At 64.0% G+C, this 16979-nt stretch carries 16 protein-coding genes and 1 pseudogene; 9 read left to right on the top strand and 8 right to left on the bottom strand.

The annotated features are described in order from the left end of the window. The first annotated feature begins 5 nt into the window (after window positions 1-5). From GQA94_RS01970 to GQA94_RS01960, 3 genes are all read left to right on the top strand, one after another. Window positions 6-875 (top strand): endonuclease/exonuclease/phosphatase family protein, encoded by an 870-nt coding sequence (locus GQA94_RS01970; RefSeq protein ID WP_158186488.1) that lies wholly within the window; start codon window positions 6-8, stop codon window positions 873-875. Continuing rightward, a complete protein-coding gene (locus tag GQA94_RS01965; protein ID WP_158186487.1) occupies window positions 872-2659 on the top strand; it encodes a diguanylate cyclase in 1788 nt (595 codons plus the stop codon). Before GQA94_RS01970 ends, GQA94_RS01965 begins: the two co-directional genes overlap by 4 nt. A gap of 147 nt (window positions 2660-2806) precedes the next feature. Then, window positions 2807-3583: an N-acetylmuramoyl-L-alanine amidase gene (locus GQA94_RS01960; protein WP_158186486.1), complete on the top strand. Its 777-nt coding sequence runs from the start codon at window positions 2807-2809 to the stop codon at window positions 3581-3583. A gap of 6 nt (window positions 3584-3589) precedes the next feature. Here GQA94_RS01960 and GQA94_RS01955 read toward each other — a convergent pair whose 3' ends face one another. The 3 genes and pseudogenes from GQA94_RS01955 to algB form a co-directional block, all read right to left on the bottom strand. Continuing rightward, a complete protein-coding gene (locus tag GQA94_RS01955) occupies window positions 3590-3997 on the bottom strand; it encodes a DUF1330 domain-containing protein (protein WP_158186485.1) in 408 nt (135 codons plus the stop codon). 34 nt (window positions 3998-4031) lie between these two features. After that, window positions 4032-5818 (bottom strand): annotated as a pseudogene (locus tag GQA94_RS01950) (KinB sensor domain-containing domain). Then, entirely contained in the window at window positions 5815-7161 is a 1347-nt protein-coding gene (gene algB / locus GQA94_RS01945) for a sigma-54-dependent response regulator transcription factor AlgB (RefSeq protein ID WP_158186484.1), read from the bottom strand. Before algB ends, GQA94_RS01950 begins: the two are co-directional and overlap by 4 nt. A gap of 294 nt (window positions 7162-7455) precedes the next feature. Here algB and GQA94_RS01940 point away from each other — a divergent pair, with 294 nt between their 5' ends. The 4 genes from GQA94_RS01940 (at window position 7456) to GQA94_RS01925 (ending at window position 10248) form a co-directional block, all read left to right on the top strand. Next, a complete protein-coding gene (locus GQA94_RS01940) occupies window positions 7456-7890 on the top strand; it encodes a ferritin-like domain-containing protein (RefSeq protein WP_158186483.1) in 435 nt (144 codons plus the stop codon). 200 nt (window positions 7891-8090) lie between these two features. Next, on the top strand, window positions 8091-8327 hold the full coding sequence (locus GQA94_RS01935) for a hypothetical protein (protein ID WP_158186482.1): 237 nt from the start codon (window positions 8091-8093) through the stop codon (window positions 8325-8327). Window positions 8328-8400: 73 nt separating this feature from the next. Beyond that, the gene (locus GQA94_RS01930) at window positions 8401-8571 is read left to right on the top strand and encodes a DUF1328 domain-containing protein (protein ID WP_003282841.1); all 171 of its coding nucleotides are present in this window, start codon (window positions 8401-8403) and stop codon (window positions 8569-8571) included. 447 nt (window positions 8572-9018) lie between these two features. Then, window positions 9019-10248 carry a nucleoside recognition domain-containing protein gene (locus GQA94_RS01925; protein WP_158186481.1) on the top strand — a complete coding sequence of 410 codons (1230 nt, stop codon included), beginning with the start codon at window positions 9019-9021 and terminating at the stop codon, window positions 10246-10248. Between the two features lie 17 nt (window positions 10249-10265). On the opposite strand, the gene GQA94_RS01920 is transcribed toward GQA94_RS01925, so the two are convergent. The 5 genes from GQA94_RS01920 to GQA94_RS01900 all read right to left on the bottom strand — a co-directional run bounded on the left by GQA94_RS01920 (window position 10266) and on the right by GQA94_RS01900 (window position 14716). Then, complete coding sequence (locus GQA94_RS01920) at window positions 10266-11300, bottom strand: AbrB family transcriptional regulator (RefSeq protein ID WP_158186480.1); 1035 nt, start codon at window positions 11298-11300, stop codon at window positions 10266-10268. Beyond that, window positions 11293-12807 carry a tripartite tricarboxylate transporter permease gene (locus GQA94_RS01915; RefSeq protein ID WP_158186479.1) on the bottom strand — a complete coding sequence of 505 codons (1515 nt, stop codon included), beginning with the start codon at window positions 12805-12807 and terminating at the stop codon, window positions 11293-11295. Before GQA94_RS01915 ends, GQA94_RS01920 begins: the two co-directional genes overlap by 8 nt. Window positions 12808-12809: 2 nt before the next feature. Continuing rightward, window positions 12810-13253, bottom strand: a complete 444-nt coding sequence (locus GQA94_RS01910) for a tripartite tricarboxylate transporter TctB family protein (protein ID WP_158186478.1) — start codon at window positions 13251-13253, stop codon at window positions 12810-12812. 60 nt (window positions 13254-13313) lie between these two features. Next, window positions 13314-14288, bottom strand: a complete 975-nt coding sequence (locus GQA94_RS01905; RefSeq protein ID WP_158186477.1) for a Bug family tripartite tricarboxylate transporter substrate binding protein — start codon at window positions 14286-14288, stop codon at window positions 13314-13316. A 62-nt stretch (window positions 14289-14350) separates the two neighbouring features. Further along, window positions 14351-14716 carry a hypothetical protein gene (locus GQA94_RS01900; protein ID WP_158186476.1) on the bottom strand — a complete coding sequence of 122 codons (366 nt, stop codon included), beginning with the start codon at window positions 14714-14716 and terminating at the stop codon, window positions 14351-14353. 178 nt (window positions 14717-14894) lie between these two features. On the opposite strand from GQA94_RS01900, the gene GQA94_RS01895 reads away from it, so the two are divergent. Then, window positions 14895-15569, top strand: a complete 675-nt coding sequence (locus GQA94_RS01895) for a response regulator (protein WP_158186475.1) — start codon at window positions 14895-14897, stop codon at window positions 15567-15569. After that, a complete protein-coding gene (locus tag GQA94_RS01890) occupies window positions 15559-16968 on the top strand; it encodes a sensor histidine kinase (protein WP_158186474.1) in 1410 nt (469 codons plus the stop codon). The genes GQA94_RS01895 and GQA94_RS01890 overlap by 11 nt, the downstream gene beginning before the upstream one ends. Window positions 16969-16979 lie beyond the last annotated feature (11 nt).

Here is a 16979-nt window from a genome sequence, read left to right as displayed (position 1 = left end):
TCTCCGTGCTGCGCCGCTGGAGTTCTCCGCGCCTGGCCCGCTCCGGACAGGCGCGCGTCAACCCGCTCTGCCTGGATTCGACCGGCCTGCCCCTGGACGGCCGGCTGCGTCTGCTCAGCTTCAATATCCAGGTGGGGATCAGCACCGAGCGTTACCATCATTATCTGACGCGCAGTTGGCAGCATCTGCTACCGCATCCCGGGCGGGCCGGAAACCTGCAGCGAATTGGCGAGCTGCTCGGTAACTACGATCTGGTGGCCTTGCAGGAAGTCGACGGGGGCAGTCTTCGGTCCGGCTATGTCAATCAGGTCGAACATCTTGCCCAGCTCGGCACCTTCCCCTACTGGTATCAGCAGCTGAACCGAAATCTCGGCCGCTTCGCCCAGCACAGCAACGGGGTGCTTAGCCGCCTCGAGCCGCAGGTGCTGGAGGATCATCCGCTGCCAGGCCCATCCGGGCGCGGTGCGATCCTGCTACGGTTCGGGGAAGGCGCGGATGCGTTGGTCGTCGTGGTCATGCACCTCGCCCTCGGCGGCAGCGCACGGACCCGGCAATTGGCCTATATCCGCGAGCTGATCGGCGGTTATCGCCATCAGGTTCTGATGGGCGATATGAACACGCACGCCACCGACCTGCTGGAGCATTCGCCTCTGCGCGACCTGGGTCTGCAGGCGCCGCAGATCAATGCGACCTTTCCCAGCTGGCGGCCACAGCGCTGCCTCGACCACATCTTGCTGAGTCCCAGCCTGACGCTCGAACGCGTTGATGTGCTGGCCCAGGCCAGCTCCGATCATCTGCCGATCGCCGTGGAAATCCGGCTCCCTGACGCGTTGTGTCACGACGCTTGGCCGGTACCTGCCGGTACGTCGACATGAATGACGATGCGCAGCGCTGGAAGGAAAAATACCTTCAGTCGCTGGAGCAGCAAGAGCGGCAGGAAGATCATTGGCGCGCGCGCCTGGACCTGTTGCGCCGAAGCCTCGTGCGCAGCAGCTTCGCGGTGGACGATGCCGACCCGGCGGTCGAGCAATGCATGCGAGAGCTTCGGGAGATGCTGCACGATGAGGTTCCCGAGGATCGTCTCGAGGCGCTGATACCGCGTCTCGAGCGCGCGGTGCTGGATACCGAGCGGAGCAAGAAGGAACGTCTTGACCGTCTGGCCCATGCCTTGCGGGCGCTGGTGACGCAGTTGCAGGGCTTGCCGCTGCCGCGCGAAGTCCGCAAGCCCTTGAAGCGATTCGCCCGTGAGCTTGACGGCCGGGCCGCGCGACCGCTTGAACTGCCTGGGTTGCTGGCCGAACTGGTCACGCTTCAGGATCGAGCATTGTCCGTTCAGACGGGCAGCGCGGTGCATCCGGTCGGGTTGCTGGGCAGGCTGTTCGGCCCGCGAGAGCGCGGTGCCGAGGGCGAGCCCGGTGCCGCGATGGATGTATCGGCAACGCTCGAAACAGCGCCGCCAATGCAGCCGGAACCGGCCGAGCGTCCTGTCGCCGAGGCAGTCGTGGTCGATACCGCCGAGCCGGCCTCGATCCCTGACCTGGCGGATGCCGTATCCGACCCGGTCGCTCTCGAGCAAGAGGGTGGGCACATACTTCCCGTCTCGCCCGAGCACGCCTACAGCGCCATCGCCGACCGAGTGGAGGCGGCGCTGTATCACCTGCTCGATGGGCTGCAGTTGCCTGCCCATCAACAGCCGCAGGCATTGGCCATTCGCGAGCGCATCGAGCAGGGCTTGAACTGGTATGAGCTGGTCCCCCTGCTGGACGATCTGGCGCAGCTGATGGTCGCGGCTGCCGACCAGGGGCAGCGTGAGTTCGAGAGTTACCTGAAGCTCCTCAACGAGCGCCTGGCAACCATGCACGACGGCCTCAGTTCCGCCCACCAGGGGCATGCACAGAGCAGGGAAACGGCACAAGCGCTGGACGAGGCGCTGCGCCAACAGGTCGGTGGGCTGCAGAGCAGCGTGCTCGACGCGCAAGACTTGCCGAGCCTGAAAGCGGTGGTACAGGCTCGAATCGATCGGTTGCTCGATACCGTCGATAGCTACGAGCAGCAGCGTAGCGCTCACGAGAAGCAGGTCAGTGAGCGGCTCAACACCCTGGTTGGCCGGGTTGCGAGCTTGGAAGAATCGGCAACCGGCATGCGCGAGCACCTGGAGGAACAACGACAGAAAGCCTTGCGCGATCCATTGACCGAGCTTCCCAATCGCGCGGGCTGGGAGGAGCGTCTGGAACAGGAGATGGCGCGCCAGCAGCGTTACGGCGGCCAGTTGCTACTGGCCGTGCTCGACGTGGACCACTTCAAGCGCATCAACGACGGTTTCGGGCATCTGGCCGGCGATCGGGTCCTCAAGATCATTGCCGGTGAGCTGCGAAAACGCCTGCGCAAGACTGATTTCATCGCCCGTTTCGGTGGCGAGGAATTCGCATTGCTGCTTCCCGAGACACCGGTCGAGGCGGGCCTGACGCTGCTCGATAGTCTGCGCTCGGATATTCAGGACTGCCCGTTCCATTTCAAGGGCGCGCGGATTCAGGTGACGTTGTCGGGCGGGCTCGCCAGCTTCGCCGGGGCTGACAGCGCCGAGCAGGTGTTCGAGCGTGCCGACCGGGCGCTTTATCGCGCCAAGGGTGCGGGGCGCAACCGTATCGAAGCGGACTGACCAGTCGCGCTGGGAGCCGTTTGGTCAGCTCCGGTATAATCCCATTTTCCTGTTTCGGCGCCCACTTCGTGGTGCTGTGCCGCGGGCCGCTGAAGGCCCGATCCACTGCCCAATCTGCGTCATTTCGCTGTCGACCAGAGGTACTCCATGAAAGCCGTAATCCTCGCCGTATGTGCCCTGTTGCTGGTGGGCTGCGCCAGCGGTCCGCGTATCGATACCCGCCATACGTCGTTGGGGCAGGACAGCCGGGCCCAGTTCATCGTCCTGCACTACACCTCCAGTGATCTGTCGCGCTCGCTGGAGATCCTCAAGGGCGACGGCGTCAGCAGCCATTACCTGATTGGCGAGGCGCCCGCGACCATTTACCGGCTGGTGGACGAGAATCGCCGTGCCTGGCATGCCGGCGAGAGCCAGTGGAACGGCCGGACCTGGCTCAACTCCAGCTCCATCGGTATCGAACTGGTGAACCGCGGCTATATCGAAGGCGAGCGGGGGCGGCTCTGGTACCCGTATTCCGAGCAGCAGATCGACGCGCTGATCGTACTGCTCAAGGACATCATGCAGCGCCACGGGCTCAAGCCCGGCGCCATCGTCGGACACAGCGACATCGCGCCGCAGCGCAAGGTCGACCCCGGCCCGCTGTTCCCATGGAAGCGTCTGGCCGATGCCGGACTGGTGCCCTGGCCCGACGCTGCCGTGGTGGCGCGCCAGCGCAGCGCTTTCGCGCTGCAACTGCCGGACGTGGCCTGGTTCCAGGCGCAACTGGTCAGGCAGGGCTATAAGGTGCCAGAACACGGCCACCTGGATTTGGAGACCCGCAACGTGATCGCTGCCTTTCAGATGAAGTACCGGCCGACACGTTTCGACGGCGAGCCGGATGCCGAAACCGCGGCAATTCTTGCCGCGCTTGCAACGGCGTCCTGAGGGGCGTCAGCGACGAGGGGAGCAGGCGATCAGCCGCGAGTCGGCCAGCGCAGCGGTGCGGTGGACAGTTGCCGCTTTGTATTGATCATCGGCCAGCATTGCAAGGAAGGCTTCCGGCGAGGGATATCGCACCAGCAGCATCTCGTCCCAGTGCTCCTGCTCCGGCGCGATCAGCGCGACGTGCGCAAGGGCGGCCACCTGCACATCGCCGCCGGCTGCCCGCACCTTTTGCAACGCCGTGCGGCTATAGCGCGCGTAGGCTTCCTTGCCGCTGCATGCGGTTTGCCCGCTATCGGCCGGGTAGGCCGCCTCGTGATTGAAGCGCAGCAGGTTGAGCATGAGGATCGGTTCGCCGACCGGCATCTGCTCGGCGAAGCGTTTCAGTTGGTCGGCGCTGGGGTTGAGGCTGGGCATCGGCTTTCCTTGTTATTGTTCCGGCCCCGCTGGCTCAGATCGGCAGGGCGATGTAGAAGATGGTGCCGTGTCCGATCCGTGAATGCACGCCGATACGACCACCATGCAGCTGGGCGATTTCCTTGCATAAGGCCAGGCCCAGTCCGGCGCCTCCCCGGCGGCGACCGATCTGCACGAACGGTTCGAAGATTCTCGCCTGTTGGCTGTACGGAATGCCCTCGCCGTTGTCTTCGACGCTGAGAATCACCCGTTCGCCGTGATGGCGCGCCAGCAGGCGGATCTCGCCGCCGTCCGGTGTATGCCGCAGTGCGTTGCTCAGCAGGTTGTCGAGCATCCGTTCCATCTGCTGCCGGTCGAGCAGCAGGCTTGGCAGCGGCGACTGCAGTTCCAGCTTGATCGTGATGTCGTTCTGCGCAGCGGGTGCCTGGAAGCGCTGCCGAGCCTGTTCCAGCAGTTCGGCTGGCTCACAGGGCACCCGTTCGAGTTTCTGTTGGCCGCTCTGGTAGCGCGAGAAGTTCAACAGATCGTTGATCAGCGTGACCAGGCGCTGCATCTCTTCGTGCACGGTGCTGAACAGGTCGGCCTCTCGGCTGTGGTCAGGGTAATGCGTCCGTTCGCGCAACAGGCTGAACGCCATCTGCATGCCAGTCACCGGGGTGCGCAGTTCGTGCGAGGCGCGCAGGACGAATTCGTTGCGCACGCGCTCGAAGGTGCGCTGGTCCGTCACATCATGGAGCACCATTACCGCGCCGCTGATGCGCCCGTCGTGATGGTTGACCGGGCTCATGCGCCACGACAGCAACCTGCGCTCGCCATCGGCCTCGATGACCAGATCTTCCGGTGGGCCGGACAACGGCTTGTCGTCCAGAACCTGCTGCGCGGCCTCGTCCAGCTCCGGGTAGCCGAGGGCCTGTCCGAGGGTCGATCCGAGGTGTTCGCTTTCCCACGCCAACTGCCGTTGCGCGACAGGGTTGGCGTGTTCCAGCCGGCCCTGGCGGTCGATGATCAACAGGCCGTCGTCGATGCTGTCCAGCAAAGCCTGCAAGCGCTGCTGGCCGTCGACCAGCGCTTCGACATTGGTCTGTTTGAAGTCGTGCAGCGCCTGCGCCATCAAGCCAAAACGGCGGATCAGCGACGACAGCTCGGCGATGGGAGAGGCGGGCAGGCTGATGTTGAAATCACCGCGGCCGATCTGATCGGCCACGCTGGACAGTTGCTCGATCGGATCACCGAAGCGGCGGGCGAAGCTGTGCGCCGTGACGAACCCGATCAGCAGCACGGCAATGCCCGTCAGGCCGAGCAACCCGGCGAGCAATTGCGCCCGTTCGCGACTGCGGATCTCGGTGTCGCGGATCTGGTCGTAAGCGGCCTGCTGCATGTCGACCATCAGTTCGCGGACGTGATTGAAGGACTGGCTGAGCGCGTTGTCTTCGAGCAACGACCAGTTCAGCTCCGAGGGCATCTCCAGTTCATGGAGGAAGCGGGCATACGCATTGCCGATCGCCTCATAAGCCTGCCGGTCGGCGGGGCGCGCGGCCTGGGACAGGCCTCGTGACAGCGCCGTCTGGAACACGCCGCGCGATTCGGCGAAGGCAGTGCTGTCGCGTTCCTCGCGTACCAGGAGCAGGAGGTGGTTGCTCAATGCCTGACGCAACTGCTGGTTGATCTCGATGACGCCGAAGTTGTCGCGGATGAGCTTTTCCTGGCTCTGGGCCATCTGTACCACGCTGACCAGCGCCAGCAGCAGGCCCAGCAGCGCGACGGTCATCAGGGCCGAGAGCCCAGGAACAGCCGGGTTCTCAGCTTCATCTGGAGCTTCATAGGCCGTATTGCTTGCGTTTTCGATAGAGTGTCGAGGCGTCGATGCCCAGTACGCGGGCGGCTTGCTCAAGGGTGTCGCTGGTGCTGAGCACCCCCGAGATGTGCGCTTTCTCCAGTTCTTCCAGGCTGAGTGGTTCGCCAATGCGCGGTGCATTGTTGACGCTTTGGTCGGCCAGGCCGAGGTGGCTGACCTCGATCATTGCCTGGGGGCAGATGATGCTGGCGCGCTCGACCACGTTGCGCAGCTCCCGCACGTTGCCGGGCCATCGGTAGGCTTTCAATGCCGCAATGGCACCGTCGCTGAAGCCCCGTGCCGGTCGGCCATAGCTTTTGACGAAATAGGCCAGGAAGCGCTCGGCGAGCGTGAGTACATCTTCTGGCCGCTCACGCATGGGCGGCAGGTTCAATGTGATGACATTCAGGCGATAGAGCAGATCCTCGCGGAATCGACCTTCACGCACCATTTCTTCGAGGTTCAGGTTGGTCGCGGCGAGAATCCGTACGTCTGCGCGTCGCGTCACTGGATCGCCGACGCGCTCGTATTCCTTGTCCTGGATGAATCGAAGCAGTTTGGGCTGCAGCGCAAGGGGGAAATCGCCGATTTCATCGAGAAACAGGGTGCCGCCATCGGCCTGGTTGACGCGCCCCAGCGTACTTTCAGTGGCCCCGGTGAAGGCGCCGCGGTTGTGTCCGAACAGCTCGCTTTCCATCAGGTCTGCCGACAGCGACGGGCAATTGATCGTAATGAAGGCTTTTTTCGCGCGTCGGCTCCAGTTATGGATCGCCCGCGCCAGTTCGCCTTTGCCCGTGCCGGATTCCCCGAGGATCAGGATGTTGGCGTCGGTATCGGCGACCTGCCGTGCCGTTTCCAGCACGCTCATCATGGCCGGGCTGTGCGAGCCCAGCGCATCGCTGCGCTTCTGTACCTCGCCTTCAAGTGCTTCCAGACGCGCGGCCATCTGCCGAACTTCCAGCTGCTTGGCGGCCGACAGGCGCAGCTGTTCAGGGCTGCATGGCTTGACCAGGTAGTCCGCCGCGCCTGCCTGCATCGCATCCACGGCGGTGTCGACAGCCGAATGGGCGGTGACGATGACCACCCGCATCCAGGGTGCGAGGACGCGCATCTGTTGCAGCACGTCGAGGCCGTTGTCTTCGCCGAGACGCAGATCCAGAAAGCACAGATCGAACACCTGGCGTTGCAGGATCGCTTCGGCCTGTGAGGCGCTGGCAGCCGTTACCACCGTATAGCCGCGATCCTCCAGGCAATAACGGAAGGTGCGCAGGATCGCGGCCTCGTCATCTACCAGGAGAATGCGGCCACCGGCGTCGGTCGTTTGGTCCATGAATGCTCCAGTCAGGTAAGGCTGTATGTGCTGGCGAATCGGGTGGAATGTTCGGTGCGCGGCTCTCGCGACGCCGAGCATGGGTTGGCGCCTGCTTTTAGTCTACGAAAAGTCTTGCAAGTTGCACGGTGCGGAGCGCCATTTCCTGCACCCTGCAATTAATCGCCAAGCGTAACGGCTGTGCAAGTGCCTGATTATAAAGCGGCAAGACAATCTTTTGCGCTGGCATGAGGCTTGCGGACATCTGAACGGGCGCGCCCGCCAGGCGCATCGCATCAGGTATCCGGAGGACCCATGAACCAGAACATGACCCAGCTCAACGAACTGATCGAGATCACCCGAGACGGCCAGCATTTTTATCAGCATGCCCTCGAGGTGGTGGAGGATGTCGAGCTACAGCATCTTTTCCGGGACATGGCTCAAGCCAAGACCCACATCATCCAGGCCCTGTCGGTAAAGGTTGCAGCCAACCAGGAGCAACCGGCCCAAGGCGGCACCACGGCCGGCAAATTGCGGGAAGTGTATGCCGACACCAAGGCTCGACTCGGGCATCGCGACGCGGTGTACATCGATCAACTGGACCAGACGGAGGAGCGCATCCTCGCGGCGTTCGAGGACGCGCTGAAAACGGCAACGCCTGACGTAAGGGCGTTGCTGGCGATCGAATTGCCGAAAATCCGCGCCTGCCATGAGCGTATTCACGCGCTCAATCATGGTGCCGCACATTGACCAGTGACGGTGGGATTAGGTCGTCGTGCAAATCGCCCGGTGCCGACCGCTGGCATCGTGCAATATAAATTGACGAGCTAATGTTTACGATATCTAAGTTACTGAAAAATAAGACAAATTCGCTTTATTGAAGACTGGCATGAGCCCTGCAACATAACGACTAAGACAGACATGCCCCGCATGCTTAGAAGGAGTTGAGGATGAATCGTCAAGCACGCTTCTCACTGGTTGGCAAAGGTTTCCTTACCGCAGCCGTAGTCACGCTGATCGTTGGCGCCGAGCGTCCGATGTCACAACCGCTCAGCCAGGGACAGCATGACTCAGCGGAACGAATTCGTATGTACGACGCTCAACCAGTAGGGATCGTGCAAACCGGCCCTGCCCCGAAGACGGTTGATTACTTGCAGGTGCGGTCGGAGCAGCGCTGGGTTTTCTAGTCGTAGATCCGCGAGCTGATTGTTGCTGAATCGGTCCCGCTGAAGATGTCTTGAACCGAAGAGGAGTTACACCATGCTGAGTTGGGCTATTACTTTCCTGATCATCGCCATCATCGCTGCGGTACTGGGCTTCGGTGGTATCGCGGGTACCGCAACGGGTATCGCCAAGATCCTGTTCGTGGTGTTCCTGGTGCTGTTCGTCGCTTCGCTGATTTTCGGTCGAGGCCGCGGCCCCCGTGTCTGATGCAGTGACGCCGCCCGCAAGGGCGGCTGCAACACCTACGGAGGCTGTACAGGCGGGATGCCAGAATTCAGCGCCTTCGCATGCGATTGCGAGGGTCGTCACCAGACTGGGGTGATCCGCGTTGTGAACACCCGTCAGCCCGCGAAGCGGGGAGGCCAAGGGGTCGGGACGCTCTGTTGGACGGAGCGACCTAGGGGTACATGGAGTACTCCCTTCCAGGACCAGGCTCAGCGAAAGGCAACCGAAGGTGGATGACCCCACCTTCGGCTTGCGATCTCTACAGCGTCCACTGCACCGGCAGCGCGTGACCTTCCATTCGGATTGTGGTCTGGCAGCGCAGCGCATCTCTCCTTCCCTGACCTTCCGCTTACCAGCCGTCGAAGCGTGACATGGCTGTTCTCCAGCCGCACCGCTATCATCGCGGGCAGTCATTTTCTGGAGAATCACATGCTCAACGGGCTCTGGCTGGGCTTTTTTCTGATTGCCGCGGTGGCCGCGCTCGGACGCTGGCTGCTCGGCGGCGATCCGACGGTGTTTGCCGCACTGGTCGAGAGCCTGTTCGCCATGGCCAAGCTGGCCGTGGAAATCATGATCGTGCTGTTCGGCACCCTGACGCTCTGGCTCGGCTTTCTGCGCATTGCCGAGAAGGCCGGCCTGATCGAGCTTCTGGCGCGGTTGCTGGGCCCGCTGTTCCGTCGTCTGATGCCTGAAGTGCCGCCTGGCCATCCCGCGCTAGGGCTGATCACCCTCAATTTCGCCGCCAATGGCCTGGGTCTGGACAACGCCGCGACGCCCATCGGCCTGCGCGCCATGCGTGCGTTACAGGAACTCAACCCCAGCAAGGCGGTGGCGAGCAACGCACAGATCCTGTTCCTGGTGCTCAACACCTCGTCGCTGACGCTGCTCCCGGTTTCCATCTTCATGTACCGCGTGCAACAGGGCGCGGAAGACCCGACGCTGGTGTTCCTGCCGATCCTGCTGGCCACCACCGCGTCTTCCCTGGCGGGTCTTCTGGCGGTGGCGCTGGTGCAGCGGTTGCGCCTCTGGGACCCGGTGGTGCTGGCTTATTTCATTCCGGGCGCCCTTTTGCTCGGTGGCTTCATGGCCTTGCTCGCCGGGCTTTCGGCGACCGCGCTGGCCTCGCTGTCATCGCTGCTGGGCAATCTCACCCTGTTCGGCCTGATCGTCACCTTCATCCTCGTTGGCGCCCTGCGCAAGGTGCCGGTCTACGAAAGCTTCGTCGAAGGTGCGCAGGAGGGCTTCGATGTGGCCAAGAGCCTTTTGCCCTACCTGATCGCGATGCTGTGCGCCATCGGCGTGCTGCGGGCCTCCGGCGCGCTGGATTTCGGACTCGATGGCATTCGCTGGCTGGTCGAGGTGCTGGGCTGGGACACCCGCTTCGTCGACGCGCTGCCCACCGCGCTGGTCAAACCTTTCTCGGGCAGCGCCGCCCGCGCGATGCTGATCGAAACCATGCAGAGCCAGGGCGTCGACAGCTTTCCAGCCTTGGTCGCGGCAACGGTACAAGGCAGCACCGAAACCACTTTCTATGTGCTGGCCGTGTATTTCGGCGCGGTTGGCATCCAGCGCGCCCGGCATGCGGTGGGCTGCGCGCTGGCCGCGGATTTCGCCGGCATCGTTGCGGCGATCCTGGTGTGCTACTGGTTTTTCGGATGACCGAAGGCCCGCAGCGGCTATGGCATGCTCCGCTGCCACAGCCGGAAAAGCGGCTCGGCCAGGAACATCACCAGAAACAGTCGCAACACTTGCAAGGCGGTCACCAGCGCCACCGACAGTTGCAGCGCCTCGGCGGTCAGGCACAGCTCGGTAATGCCGCCGGGCATCATTCCCAGCATCAGCGAGGTCCGGTTCAGCGTCGCCGCCCAGCCCAGTGCCTCGGCCAGACCTGCTGCGGCAAGCATCGCCAGCAGCGTGAACAGCACGATGCGCAGGAGGAATCGAGGGGCGCTGCGAAAGAACGGTCGATCGAAGTGGCAGCCCAATGAGCAGCCGATGAGCCATTGGCCGAACTGGCCGACGCCATCCGGCAGGCCCAGATGCAGATCGAAGATAACGCTGGCTGCGGCACAAACCGTCAGCGGGCCGAGCATCCAGGGATTGGGTTGACCTAACCGCTTCCATAACACCGCCAGCAGCGCGCCGCCTGGCAGCAGCACTGCCAGCCACGGCCAGCTGACCGGAGCCGGCGGTGGGGCATCGACTGGCGGCAGGCTCCAGGTGAACAGCGCGGGAATGATCAGCACCACCAGCAGCAAGCGCAGGCTATGGGCGGCGGCCACCATTGCAGGATGCGCCGCGTGCCGGCCGGCCAGGTTGACCATCTCGCTGGCACCGCCCGGCATACTGGCGAAAAAGGCGGTCGCGCGGTCCGTGCCGCTGCGCAACAGAATGGCGATGCCGATCAGGCTAAGCAGCAGAGTGCCCAGCGCGCCAGCGAGAATCACGCTGAAATGCTGGAGCACCTGTTGCATGACCTCGCTGGTGAAATGCAGGCCGATCGCGCTGGCGATCAGCCATTGTCCCGTCTGGCGTCCACGTGGGACTTCAGTTACCAGCCAGCCGCTGCAGCGCACCGCGATCACCGCCAGCAGCGATCCAACCATCCAGGGCAGCGGCCAGTTCGCCAGGCTTGCCAGCCAGCCGCCAAGGGCGCCGACAAGAGGCGTCGCCCACCAGGCAGGAAGCCTGCGCTGCGGCATGTCAGGCATGCGCCTCGTTCAGCTTGGCGCGACGGCGCTGGCGCCACCAGCGCAGACCGGGCATCGCCAGCATCAGCGCGGCCATCGCCCACAGCACCAGGGTGATCGGACTGCCCCAGAGGATGCCCAGATCGCCTGCCGAGATCGACAGCGCACGGCGCAGGTTGTCTTCCATCATTTCACCAAGCACGAACCCGAGAATCAGCGCCGACAAGGGGAACTCCAGCTTGCGCAGCAGGTAGCCGAACACGCCAAGACCGACCATCAGCACCAGGTCGAAGGTGGTGCTGTGCACCGAGTAGACGCCGACCACGCTGATGGCGGTAATCGCCGGCACCAAGACCCAGTTGGGCACGCTGAGCATCTTGGAAAACAGCCCGACCAGCGGGATATTCATGACCAGGAGGATGACGTTGCCGATGAACAGCGAGGCGATCAGGCCCCAGACCACATCGGGCTGCTGTTCGAACAACAGCGGGCCGGGAGTGATGTTATACAGGGTCAACGCCCCGATCATCACCGCCGTGGTGCCCGAACCGGGCACGCCCAGGGTCAGCATCGGAATCAGCGAGCCGCACGCCGAGGCGTTGTTGGCCGCTTCCGGGGCGGCCAGGCCTCGCAGGTCGCCTTCGCCGAACCTGCCGCTGTCGCCGGCCATGCGCTTTTCGCTCATGTAAGTCATGGCGCTAGCAATGGTGGCGCCGGCACCTGGCAGCGTGCCGATGACGAAGCCCGCCAGGGCGCTGCGCACCATCGTCCAGAACGTCAGGCAGAACTCCTTGAAGTTGAACAGCAGGCGCCCGCTGGCCTTGACCGCCTTTTGCCCGCTGTGAGTCTTCTCCAGCATCAGCAGCACTTCACTGACACTGAAGAAACCGATCACCACGATGACGAACTGGATGCCGTCCGACAGGCTGACGCTGCCAAAGGTGAATCGGTAGACCCCTGTGGTCGAGTCCACGCCAACCGTGGCCAGGCCCAGGCCGATCAGCGCGGCCATCAGGGTCTTGACCGGCTTGTCACCGACCATGCCGCCCAGGCAGGCGATGGCGAAGATCATCAGCACGAAGTATTCCGCCGGACCGAAGGCCACCGCCCACTTGGCCAGTAGCGGGGCGAACAGCACCACGCCGCAGGTGGCGATGATACTGCCCATGAACGAGCTGACCGCCGAGAGCGACAGCGCGATGCCGGCCTTGCCCTGGCGCGCCAGCGGATAGCCGTCGAGGGTGGTCATCACTGCGGCAGCGTCGCCCGGCACGTTGAGCAGAATGGCGGAAATACGGCCGCCGTACTCGCAGCCCAGATACACCGCGGCGAGCAGGATCAATGCCGTTTCCGGCGGCAGGCCCAGGGCAAAGGCCAGGGGCAGCAGCAGGGCCACACCGTTGATCGGGCCAAGCCCCGGCAAGAGCCCGACGATGGTCCCGACGAAGGCGCCGAACAGCGCCACCAGCAGGTTCGTCGGCCGTGTGGCGACATCGAAGCCCTGCATCAAGAAATTCAAGGTTTCCATTTTCAGCTCTCCAGCAGGCGCAGCACACCGAGCGGCAGCGGCACATCAAGCAACAGATCGAACAGGCCGTAGAGCAGCACACCCATCAGCACGCCACTGATCAGGCAGGGCAACAGGCGGCCGTTGAACAGCAGGCCCAGGGCGAAGGTGGCCAATGCGGTGGTGATGACGAAGCCGAGCTTTTCGAACAGCAGCGCATAGCCCAGCAGGACCAGCACGCAGAACAGCGCGCGTCGGGCGATCGTCCAGTCGAACGGGGGCGTCGGTTCCCCGTGCGGCTTGCATAGCAGCCAGAGCGCGCCGCAGCCCATCAGAAACAGCAGCAACAGGGGGTAGGCGCGCGGGCCGACCGGGTCGTAGGCGAAGGGCGCCTCGAAACCCCAGGCGAGCAGCGCAAGGCCGGCGCAGGCGAGCAGCCACGCCGCGGCGAAGACACGAACGTACATGGTGGGTTACCTCGAGAGAAGCAGGCGGCGGCGCCTGTCCGGAGCCGCCGTCCGCAGGTGTTACTTGACCAGGCCGAACTCGGCGGCGAGTGCCTTGTAGTCCGCGACCTGCTTGTTGACGAAGGCAGTGAGTTCATCACCTGTCATCGACAGTGGGAACAGGTCACGCTGTTCGCGCAGCTTGGCGAAATCGTCATCGGCGAGCAGGGTGTCGAACTGTGTTTTCCACCAGGCGAAATCCTCGTCGCTGACTTCCGGCCCCATGTAGAAGCCGCGGATCACCGGCCAGCTGATGTCATAGCCCTGTTCCTTGGCGGTCGGAATCTCGGACATCTTGCCCGGCAGACGGTCATCGGACAGCACCGCGAGGATGCGGATCTTGCCGGCTTCGAGCTGCGGTGCGACTTCGCCAAGACCGCTGCTGGTGACCTGGACATGGCCACCGAGCATGGCCGTCAGGGTTTCGCCGCCGCCTTCGAAGGCGACGTAGCGCAGCTTCTTCGGATCGACGCCGGCGGCGCGAGCGATCAGCGCGGTCTGCATCCAGTCCTGGCCGCCGATGGTCGCGCCGGCACCGAAGACGACGCTGCTGGGGTCCTTCTTGACGGCGGCGATCAGGTCGTCGAGGTTCTGGTAGGGCGCGTCAGCGCGTACCGAAATGGCGCCGTAATCGGTGCCGATACCGGCCAGCCAGCGCACATTGGTTTCGTCATAGCGGCCGAATTTGCCTTGCGCCAGGTTCAGCAGCGAGCCGCTGGAAAATGCGGTAATGGTCGCCGGGTCGGCGGCGCGCTGGGCAATCACTGCGTTGTAGGCCACCGCGCCGACACCGCCCGGCATGTAGGTGACGCGCATCGGCGCTTCGAGCAAGCCTCCGTCCTTCAGGCCACTCTGCGCCAGCTTGCAGGTCAGGTCGAAGCCGCCGCCGGGTTTGGCCGGGGCGATGCATTCGGGGCGCTTGGGCTCGGCGAACAACTGGCTGGACAGGACCAGGCAGGACGAGAGCAGGGCGATACGGCGGATAGCAGTTTTCATGGGTGTCTCCTTTGATTCTTATTGTGGACGGCTTTACCCGATCGGCAGGCTGGAGCTGACGATCAGGTGGTTTTCATCATCAGGCGCAGATCGGCCGTCTGCGGCTGGACCGGCTGCAGGTTGAAAGAAACGCTGGCGGTAAATGTCATCGAGTTCCGCGGCATGGCAAGTGCCGGTGAATCGGTCGTTGAAGTAATACTCGCCCCTCTGCGAACGTCAGGCGTTCGGTCTCGGCGGCACTCGCGAAACGACCGTTCTTGGTGTTCAGTTTCAGATTGTGGGAATTGGTCGAGGCGCGTTCGATGACCTTGTCCAAACGCGCTGCTGTCATCGATTGAAGCGGCGAGGGTCAGAGGCGACAACGAGGCGACCGCGACGGCAAGGCCGGAGCGGGCATATGCGGGTTTCGTTCTGACGGCAGTCAGCATCTGTCTCTCCACTGTTGTTTTTGTTGTGACGGCGTGGTGCCGTTGCAGGCGGTTCGAGCCACCTGGATGCGATCCTAGGTGGCGAAACTTTCGCCAGGCTTTCAAGGGCGAAAGCAGCGTACGGTGCGCCTTGTCGCTACACTTGCGCTCCATTGCGCGTGTGGCAGAGGACAGGCAAATGCGGATTCTCCTGGTCGAGGACCATCCCCAACTCGGTGAAAGTGTCGCTCAGGCGCTGCGCGCGGCCGGCTGGACGCTCGATCTGCTGGATGACGGGGTGGCCGCCGACCTGGCGCTGGCTACCGAGGACTACGCACTGGCGATTCTCGACGTCGGGTTGCCTCGACTCGACGGGTTCCAGGTGCTGGCGAGGTTGCGTGAGCGCGGCAAGACGCTACCGGTGATCATGCTCACCGCGCGCGGAGAGGTCACCGATCGCGTACATGGGCTCAATCTCGGCGCCGATGACTACCTGGCGAAACCGTTCGAACTGTCTGAGCTAGAAGCCCGCGTCAAGGCCCTGCTGCGGCGCAGCGTCGCCGGTGGCGAGCGTCAGCAGAGCTGTGGCGCGCTGGTTTACGATCTGGATGCACGGCGCTTCAGCCTCGATCGGCAGCCCCTGAGCCTGACATCGCGTGAGCAGGCGGTGCTCGAGGCGCTGATCGCGCGCCCCGGGCGCGTCATGAGCAAGGATCAGTTGGCGGCACAGGTCTTCGGCCTCGACGAGGACGCCAGCGCCGAGGCCATCGAAATCTACATCCATCGTCTACGCAAAAAGCTCGAGGGCCGCGCGGTACGTATCGTGACCTTCCGGGGCCTGGGCTACCTGCTGGAGGCCATGGATGCCCCCTGAAGCGCTACCGCAGCGCGCCGGCAGTTTGCGTGCTGGCCTGCTGCGGCGGCTGGCGGTGCTGCTGGCGCTGCTGCTGCTGTTCAGCGGCTGGAGCGCGTACTGGAATGGCCGTGCGGCTGCCGACTCCGCCTACGATCGGACACTGCTGGCCTCGGCCCGTGCCATCGCCGAGGGGCTGGTCGCCAACGATGGCAAGCTGCGCGCTAATGTTCCCTATGTGGCGCTCGACACCTTTGCCTACGACAGTGCCGGGCGCATTTACTATCAGGTGCTCGATACCGAGGGCCGCCTGGTCAGCGGCTACGAAGACCTTCCCGCCCCAGGCCCCGATATCCGGCGCACCGACGACTACCCCGCGCTGGCACGCTTCTATGACGGGGCGTTCAAGGGAGAGGGCGTACGGCTGGTCAGTCTGCTACAGCCCGTCAGCGAGCCGGAGCTCAATGGCATCGCCGAAATCCGCGTGGCGGAGACCTTGGGCGCCCGCGAACGGATGGCGCGCAGCCTGCTCACCGATACCCTGTGGCGGGTCGGATTGCTGGTGCTCACCGCGTTGCTGCTGGTGTGGCTCGCGGTCAGCGCGGCATTGCGGCCACTGGGCAAGCTGAGCGAGGCGGTGGAGCTGCGTCAGCCCGATGACCTGCGACCGCTGCCGATGGTGGCGGTACAGCGCGAACTCAAGCCGCTGGTGGCTGCGCTCAACCATTTCACCGAACGGCTGCGCGGCCAGTTCGAGCGCCAGGCCCAGTTCATCGCCGACGCGGCCCACGAACTGCGCACGCCACTGGCCGCACTGAAGGCGAGGATCGAGCTGGGCCTGCGCGAGCAACAGCCGCAGCGCTGGCAACAGACCCTGGAAGAAGCCGGAGCGCATACCGACCGCGTCATCCATCTGGCCAACCAGTTGCTCTCGCTGGCGCGTATCGAAAGTGGCGCGCAGGCGATTGCCGAGGGCGGCGCCCAGCGGCTCGATCTGAGCCAGTTGGCCCGTGAGCTGGGGCTGGCGATGGCTGCGCTGGCGCACAAGCGAGGCGTTGCCATCGCCCTCGAAGCAGATCGGCCGGTATGGATTCATGGCGAGCCGACATTGCTCAGCGAGCTGCTGAGCAACCTGCTGGACAACGCCCTTGCGCATACGCCAGGCGGTGGCAATGTAGTGCTGCGGGTACGCGATGAGGGCGTGCTGGAGGTCGAGGACGACGGTCCGGGGATCGCGCCCGAACAGCGCGAGAAGGTGTTCGCACGCTTTTATCGCGTGCAGCAGCAAGGGCAGGGCGCCGGCCTCGGGCTGGCCATCGTCGGCGAGATCAGTCGCGCCCATCGCGCCACCATCGAACTGGGCCAGGGTGCGCTGGGCGGGCTGCTGGTCAGGGTGCGCTTCCCGTCGAGCCTGGAGTGAGGGGCGCAAAC

The sequence above is a fragment of the Stutzerimonas stutzeri genome, from assembly GCF_009789555.1.
In the GTDB taxonomy this organism is placed as follows: Bacteria; Pseudomonadota; Gammaproteobacteria; order Pseudomonadales; family Pseudomonadaceae; genus Stutzerimonas; species Stutzerimonas stutzeri_R.
This window is presented reverse-complemented; position numbering and strand designations above follow the sequence as displayed.